This window comes from Streptomyces sp. NPDC096152 (genome assembly GCF_044763235.1).
Taxonomy (GTDB): domain Bacteria; phylum Actinomycetota; class Actinomycetes; order Streptomycetales; family Streptomycetaceae; genus Streptomyces.
In genome coordinates, this window is the sequence record NZ_JBIWFW010000001.1 from 1242581 (window position 1) to 1249362 (window position 6782).

General features: G+C 70.4%; 8 protein-coding genes. 4 read left to right on the plus strand and 4 right to left on the minus strand.

What is annotated here, in order from left to right:
- Positions 1–104: 104 nt before the first annotated feature.
- Positions 105–890, minus strand: coding sequence for a hypothetical protein (locus tag ACIQ9G_RS05455; RefSeq protein WP_403606645.1), 786 nt, complete (start codon positions 888–890; stop codon positions 105–107).
- Positions 891–1041: 151 nt separating this feature from the next.
- Here ACIQ9G_RS05455 and ACIQ9G_RS05460 point away from each other — a divergent pair, with 151 nt between their 5' ends.
- The 3 genes from ACIQ9G_RS05460 to ACIQ9G_RS05470 all read left to right on the plus strand — a co-directional run bounded on the left by ACIQ9G_RS05460 (position 1042) and on the right by ACIQ9G_RS05470 (position 3425).
- The gene (locus ACIQ9G_RS05460; protein WP_403606648.1) at positions 1042–1839 is read left to right on the plus strand and encodes an ABC transporter ATP-binding protein; all 798 of its coding nucleotides are present in this window, start codon (positions 1042–1044) and stop codon (positions 1837–1839) included.
- A 53-nt stretch (positions 1840–1892) separates the two neighbouring features.
- The gene (locus ACIQ9G_RS05465; protein WP_403606651.1) at positions 1893–2324 is read left to right on the plus strand and encodes an NfeD family protein; all 432 of its coding nucleotides are present in this window, start codon (positions 1893–1895) and stop codon (positions 2322–2324) included.
- A 141-nt stretch (positions 2325–2465) separates the two neighbouring features.
- Positions 2466–3425: an SPFH domain-containing protein gene (locus ACIQ9G_RS05470; RefSeq protein WP_403606654.1), complete on the plus strand. Its 960-nt coding sequence runs from the start codon at positions 2466–2468 to the stop codon at positions 3423–3425.
- Positions 3426–3485: 60 nt separating this feature from the next.
- Here the strand turns inward: ACIQ9G_RS05470 and ACIQ9G_RS05475 are convergent, their stop codons facing one another.
- From ACIQ9G_RS05475 to ACIQ9G_RS05485, 3 genes are all read right to left on the minus strand, one after another.
- Positions 3486–3992, minus strand: coding sequence for an HNH endonuclease (locus ACIQ9G_RS05475; RefSeq protein ID WP_403606657.1), 507 nt, complete (start codon positions 3990–3992; stop codon positions 3486–3488).
- 163 nt (positions 3993–4155) lie between these two features.
- Positions 4156–4695 carry a YbhB/YbcL family Raf kinase inhibitor-like protein gene (locus ACIQ9G_RS05480; RefSeq protein ID WP_403606660.1) on the minus strand — a complete coding sequence of 180 codons (540 nt, stop codon included), beginning with the start codon at positions 4693–4695 and terminating at the stop codon, positions 4156–4158.
- Positions 4696–4757: 62 nt separating this feature from the next.
- Positions 4758–5540 (minus strand): sporulation protein, encoded by a 783-nt coding sequence (locus ACIQ9G_RS05485; protein WP_403606663.1) that lies wholly within the window; start codon positions 5538–5540, stop codon positions 4758–4760.
- A gap of 139 nt (positions 5541–5679) precedes the next feature.
- Here ACIQ9G_RS05485 and ACIQ9G_RS05490 point away from each other — a divergent pair, with 139 nt between their 5' ends.
- Complete coding sequence (locus ACIQ9G_RS05490) at positions 5680–6330, plus strand: DNA-3-methyladenine glycosylase (RefSeq protein ID WP_403606665.1); 651 nt, start codon at positions 5680–5682, stop codon at positions 6328–6330.
- The last annotated feature ends 452 nt before the right edge of the window (positions 6331–6782 follow it).

Consider the following 6782-nt stretch of genomic DNA (forward strand, 5'->3'; position numbering starts at 1 on the left):
GGACGAGGCCGTCAAGGCCGAAGCGGGGGCCCGGGGGCGGCAGCCCCCGGAGAGGCCCGCACCAACCCCGCCCACCAGGCACCCACGCCCACAAAGGCGACCCGCTACCGCCCAGCCCCCCTCCCCTCCACAACGGAGTTGTACGCCGCCACCTGCGCCCGCCGCGCAGTCCGCTCCACCGGCCGCAAAGCCTCCGCCCGCGCCCCCATCTCGGACGCGCTCACCGCGCCCCCGTGCCCGTTCTCGGCGGCCAGCGAGATCAGCAGCCCCACCCGCCGCGCCAGCTCCAGCACCCGCACCGCCCGCGGCGGATACCCCGGCGCCAGCACCTCCCGCCCCCCCGCCGCCCGCGCCCGGTACGCGTCGATCGCCGCCTCCGCCACCGGCCCGGACCCGGCCACGTCCAGCCGCGCCAGCACCTCGGTCGCCTCCCGCAGCGCCTCCGCCAGCTCCCGCTCGGCCTCACCCAGCGAGGGCACATCCGCCGGCGGAGCCTCCCGCACCGGCAGCACGTGCCAGACGACCTCGGCGTGCACGTCCCCGGCCGGCCCGGCCTCGTAGGCCTCCGGGACCAGCCCGAACGCGGCGCCCTGGCAGACCACCGCCTCCTCGGCGTCCAGCGCCCGCGCGTTGAAATCCGGCGGCCCGCTCAGCCCCAGCGGATGCCCCGGCGCGGGCAGCGCCACCCGCAGCCCGCTCACCCCCAGCGTTCGCAGCCGCCCCAGCGCGAGCGTGAGCCCCACGGGCGCCTCCTCGCCGGGCAGCCCCTCCACCCGGTGGACGGCGTCCTCACCCACGATGGCGAGCACGGCGTCGTCCGGCGAGACAAGTCCGGCAAGAAGAGCGTTTCCCCAAGCGGCGAGGCGTCCAGAACGCGGTTCCGAGTGCATGCCCCCACCCTAAGGACCGGACCGATGGAACGGCCCGGACGGCCAGTGGCGTAGATTTCTTCGAGGGCTGCGCCCACCGGCGCGGCGGACCGAGCCACAGGCGTACGCGACCAGCCGAGACCGGCACACTGCAAGGGGAGACAACGCGCTCATGAGCGATGTTCTGGAGCTTCAGGACGTATCCGTGGTCCGGGAGGGCCGGGCTCTGGTGGACCAGGTCTCCTGGTCGGTCAAGGAGGGCGAGCGCTGGGTCATCCTCGGCCCGAACGGCGCCGGCAAGACCACCCTCCTGAACGTCGCGTCCAGCTACCTCTACCCCAGCCAGGGCACCGCCACCATCCTCGGCGAGACCCTCGGCAGGCCCGGCACCGACGTCTTCGAGCTGCGCCCCCGCATCGGCGTGGCCGGCATCGCCCTCGCGGAGAAGCTCCCCAAGAGCCAGACCGTGCTGCAGACCGTGCTGACCGCCGCCTACGGCATGACCGCCGGCTGGCACGAGGACTACGAGGAGATCGACGAGCAGCGCGCCCGCGCCTTCCTCGACCGGCTCGGCATGACCGATTACCTCGACCGCAAGTTCGGCACCCTCTCCGAGGGCGAGCGCAAGCGCACCCTCATCGCCCGCGCCCTGATGACCGACCCCGAGCTGCTGCTCCTCGACGAGCCCGCCGCCGGCCTCGACCTCGGCGGCCGCGAGGACCTCGTGCGCCGCCTCGGCCGGCTCGCCCGCGACCCCATCGCCCCCTCGATGATCATGGTCACCCACCACGTCGAGGAGATCGCCCCCGGCTTCACCCACGTCCTGATGATCCGCCAGGGCAAGGTCCTCGCCGCCGGCCCGCTGGAGTTGGAGCTCACCTCCCGCAACCTCTCCCGCTGCTTCGGCCTCCCGCTCGTGGTCGAGCAGGTCGGCGACCGCTGGACCGCCCAGGGCCTTCCGCTGTCCTGACCCGGGCCCATCGCGCCCTGTCCGCGGCACAGCCCGCGCCCTACCATGACCATGTGAACGACATCGACGCATGGGTGTGGTGGCTGGTCGGCGCGGCAGCGCTCGGAATCCCGCTCGTCGTCACCGCGATGCCGGAGTTCGGCATGTTCGCGGTGGGCGCGGTCGCCGCCGCGGTCGTCTCGGGCCTCGGTTTCGACCTCGTCGTCCAGGTGCTGGTCTTCGTCGTCGTCTCGGTCGCCCTCATCGCCGTCGTCCGCCCCATCGCGGCCCGGCACAGCAGGCAACGCCCGCAACTGGCCACGGGAGTCGACGCACTCAAGGGCAGGCAGGCCGTCGTACTGGAGCGCGTCGACGCATCCGGAGGCCGCATCAAGCTCGCCGGAGAGGTCTGGTCGGCCCGCGCCCTCGACACCGGCCGCGCCTACGAGGCGGGCGAGGAAGTGGACGTCGTGGACATCGAGGGGGCCACCGCCATCGTCATGTGACCTCGCGCGACGCGGGCACAGCACAACTGAACCGAACACCCCACGAGGCACGCGACGGTCTGTCAGACTCGACCAGCAAGATCTTCAACAGCCATAAGATCTTCCGAAAGCGCCGAGGCGGAGAAGGGGACGGGCACGACGATGGAACCGGTCATCATCGTTCTGATCATTCTGGTGGTGTTGGTCTTCATCGCCCTGATCAAGACCATCCAGGTCATCCCGCAGGCCAGCGCCGCCATCGTGGAGCGCTTCGGCCGCTACACGCGCACGCTGAACGCCGGCCTCAACATCGTGGTGCCGTTCATCGACACCATCCGCAACCGCATCGACCTGCGCGAACAGGTCGTACCGTTCCCGCCGCAGCCGGTGATCACCCAGGACAACCTGGTCGTCAACATCGACACCGTCATCTACTACCAGGTGACCGACGCCCGGGCCGCCACCTACGAGGTCGCCAGCTACATCCAGGCCATCGAGCAGCTCACCGTCACCACGCTCCGCAACATCATCGGCGGCATGGACCTGGAACGCACCCTCACCTCCCGCGAGGAGATCAACGCGGCCCTGCGCGGAGTCCTCGACGAGGCCACCGGCAAGTGGGGCATCCGCGTCAACCGCGTCGAGCTCAAGGCCATCGAGCCCCCGACCTCCATCCAGGACTCGATGGAGAAGCAGATGCGCGCCGACCGGGACAAGCGCGCCGCGATCCTCCAGGCCGAGGGTGTCCGCCAGTCGGAGATCCTGCGCGCCGAGGGTGAGAAGCAGTCCCAGATCCTGCGCGCCGAGGGTGAGGCCAAGGCCGCCGCCCTGCGCGCCGAGGGCGAGGCCCAGGCCGTCCGTACGGTCTTCGAGGCGATCCACGCCGGCGACCCGGACCAGAAGCTGCTCAGCTACCAGTATCTCCAGATGCTCCCGAAGATCGCCGAGGGCGACGCCAACAAGCTCTGGATCGTGCCCAGCGAGATCGGCGACGCACTCAAGGGCCTGTCCGGCGCCATGGGCAACTTCGGCCCCCTGTCCGGCAATTCGGGGGGCGGCAGCGGCTCCTCCGGCACCGGCGGAGCGGGCGCCGAGCGCCGCGAGCGGCCGTCCATCGACTGAGCACCCGCACACGACCCGGGGCCCGCCTTCCTCCCGAAGGCGGGCCCCACGTCACACGGTTCACGCGGCCGGCTGGGCCAGCCACCCCGGCAGCGAGTCGAAGTCGTCCTGCCCAAGCGCCAGCAGCATCGCGTCCGCCGGCGTCGGCTCGAACGGCTGCCGCAGCAGCGGCATCCCCGCCTCCTCCGGAGTCCGGTCCGCCTTGCGGTGGTTGTCCTCCGCGCACGACGCCACCGTGTTCAGCCAGGTGTCCTGCCCACCGTGCGACCGCGGCACCACGTGGTCCACGGTCGTCGCCCGCCTTCCGCAGTACGCGCACCGGTGCCGGTCGCGCACCAGCACACCCCGCCTCGACCACGGGGCTTGTCTTCGGAACGGCACCCTTACGTACCGGCAGAGCCTGATCACCCGGGGCGCGGGGATGTCCACGGCGGCACCCCTCATGCGCAGTTCGGGGTGGGCCTGCTCGACGACGGCCTTGGCCTGCAGCACCAGAACGACGGCTCGGTTCAGCGTCACCGTCGACAGCGGCTCGAAGCTCGCGTTCAGCACCAGCGTGTCCCGCATCCAGCCCACCTCCCGTATGCACCTGCCCACCCCCGGCGGGCTCGGATCAACTCTGGACGGGCGCGTCGAGATGGACAACGCAATAAAAAATGCCCGCCTCCGATCACTTCCAAGACCGGAGGCGGGCAAACGTTCCATGAACGTCGTTCTGCCGGCGAGTGCGTCAGCCGGCGGCCGGGATCTCGTACTCGCCGATGAGCTGGGCGCGCGCCAGCGCGTGGAACCGCAGGTTGAAGCCCACCACCGCCGGGGAGGCGTCCGCGTCCGGACCGAGCTTCTCCTGGTCCACGGCGTACACCGTGAACACATAGCGGTGCGGCCCGTCACCGGGCGGCGGCGCGGCCCCGCCGAACTCCTTCGTCCCGTAGTCGTTGCGCGCGTGCACGGCGCCCTCGGGCAGCCCCTCGAACTTGCCGCCGCCCGCACCGGCCGGCAGCTCCGTCACCGACGCCGGGATGTCGAACACGACCCAGTGCCAGAACCCACTGCCCGTCGGGGCGTCCGGGTCGTAGCAGGTCACGGCGAAGCTCTTGGTCTCCGGAGGGAAACCCTCCCAGCGCAGGTGCGGCGAGGTGTTCCCCGCCGCGTGGACCTGAGCGTCCTTGAGCGTCGCCCCCTCGTGGACGTCGTCGCTCGTGACCGTGAAGGACGGCACGGGCGGATGGAAGTCGTGGGGGAGCGGCCGCCTCTTGAGCTCGGTCACCTCGGTACCTCCTGATCGGTGTCTGAGTGATCCCGGAACAGCGGAATCATCAGCTCCAGAGCCTAGAACCAGTTGCGCCTGCTGCCGACCTCGGCGATCCACTGGTGCACATACGCCGCCCAGTCGGTCCCCTGGTAGTCGTGCAGGCCCACCTGGAACGACCGGAAGGTGTCGCTGCCCTCGCTGAACAGGCCCGGCTTCTTGTCCATCTCCAGCACGACGTCCATCGCGTGCTCGTCGGCCACGAAGCTCAACTCGACCTGGTTCAGCCCGCGGTACTGCGACGGCGGGTGGAACTCGATCTCCTGGTAGAACGGCAGCCGCTGCCGCGTACCGCGGATGTGGCCGCGCTCCATGTCCGCGCTCTTGAACCGGAAGCCCAGGCCGATGAACGCGTCCAGGATCGCCTTCTGCGCCGGCAGCGGATGCACGTTGATCGGGTCCAGGTCGCCCGAGTCCACCGCACGCGCGATCTCCAGCTCCGTGGTCACGCCGATGTGCATGCCCCGCAGCGCCTGCCCGTCGATCATCGTGACCGGCGTCTCCCACGGGATCTCCAGCCCGAACGGCACCGCGTGCACCGCGCCCGCCCGCAGCTCGAAGGCACCGCCGAGCCGCACCTTGGTGAACTCGATGTCCTGCTTGTACTCCTGGTCGCCGCTCTCCACCTCGACCTTGGCCTGCAGCCCGACCGAGAGCCCCTCGATCTGCTGGTCGACGGACCCGCCCTGGATCCGCACCTCGCCCTGGACGACACCGCCCGGAACGACGTTGACCTCGTTGAGCACCGTCTCCACGGAAGCCCCACCGGCCCCGAGGCTCGCGAGCAGCTTCTTGAACGCCATGACTCTCCCTTTACGTGTGGATCCCTGATCCCTACAAACGCGTTCCGGCCGCGCCCGGTTCCGCCGCCCACACCCTGGCAAGGGGAGCGTCTCCCGACCGCCCCTTGACCCGTACCCGTCTGGACTACGCTCGGAAGCCATGATCGCGCCCTCGGACCGTACGCCCCTGCCCAGAGAGTTCTTCGACCGCCCGGTCCTGGAGGTCGCCCCCGACCTCCTCGGCCGCGTCCTCGTCCGCACGACCCCGGCCGGCCCGATCGCGCTCCGCCTCACGGAGGTCGAGGCCTACGACGGCCCGAACGACCCCGGCTCGCACGCCTACCGCGGGCGTACGCCCCGCAACGAGGTGATGTTCGGTCCGCCCGGCCATGTGTACGTCTACTTCACCTACGGCATGTGGCACTGCATGAACCTGGTGTGCGGCCCCGAGGGCCGGGCCGCTGCCGTCCTGCTCCGCGCCGGCGAGATCGTGGAGGGCGCCGAGCTGGCCCGCTCACGCCGGCCCGCGGCCCGCAACGACAAGGAACTCGCCAAGGGACCGGCCCGGCTGGCCTCGGCCCTGGGCGTGGACCGGACCCTCGACGGCACCGACGCCTGCACGGCCGACGACACCCCGCTGCGCATCGCCACCGGGACCCCGTTCCCCTCCACGCGGATACGCAGCGGTCCGCGCACCGGAGTCTCCGGAGACGGCGGCAACGGAGAGATCCACCCCTGGCGCTTCTGGGTCGCCGACGACCCCACGGTGAGCCCGTACCGGGCCCACGCGCCGCGCCGCCGTCGAAGTTGACTCGCGCTGGGAAGGTGCGTAATGTAGCCCGAGCCGCTGAACCGGGTACGGCGATCGCCTGCAGCCGGAGCGGCCAACCCACTACCTACGGCCACCCCTCAGCGGGGTCGAATTCGGCGTGCCCGCATGCCCGAATTCGAACGCGCGGGACCCGATTATGAGTCCCCGGGGGAATCGGCTAACGTAGTGAATGTCGAAAGGCCGACGGGCGAAAGCCCGGAAGCCCACGACAGTTGCCAATATCCCGCCGAGGCGGGATGGCACCGAGGAAATCGGGTCGGAAAGATCTGATAGAGTCGGAAACGCAAGACCGAAGGGAAGCGCCCGGAGGAAAGCCCGAGAGGGTGAGTACAAAGGAAGCGTCCGTTCCTTGAGAACTCAACAGCGTGCCAAAAATCAACGCCAGATATGTTGATACCCCGTCTCCGGTCATCATGACTGGGACGAGGTTC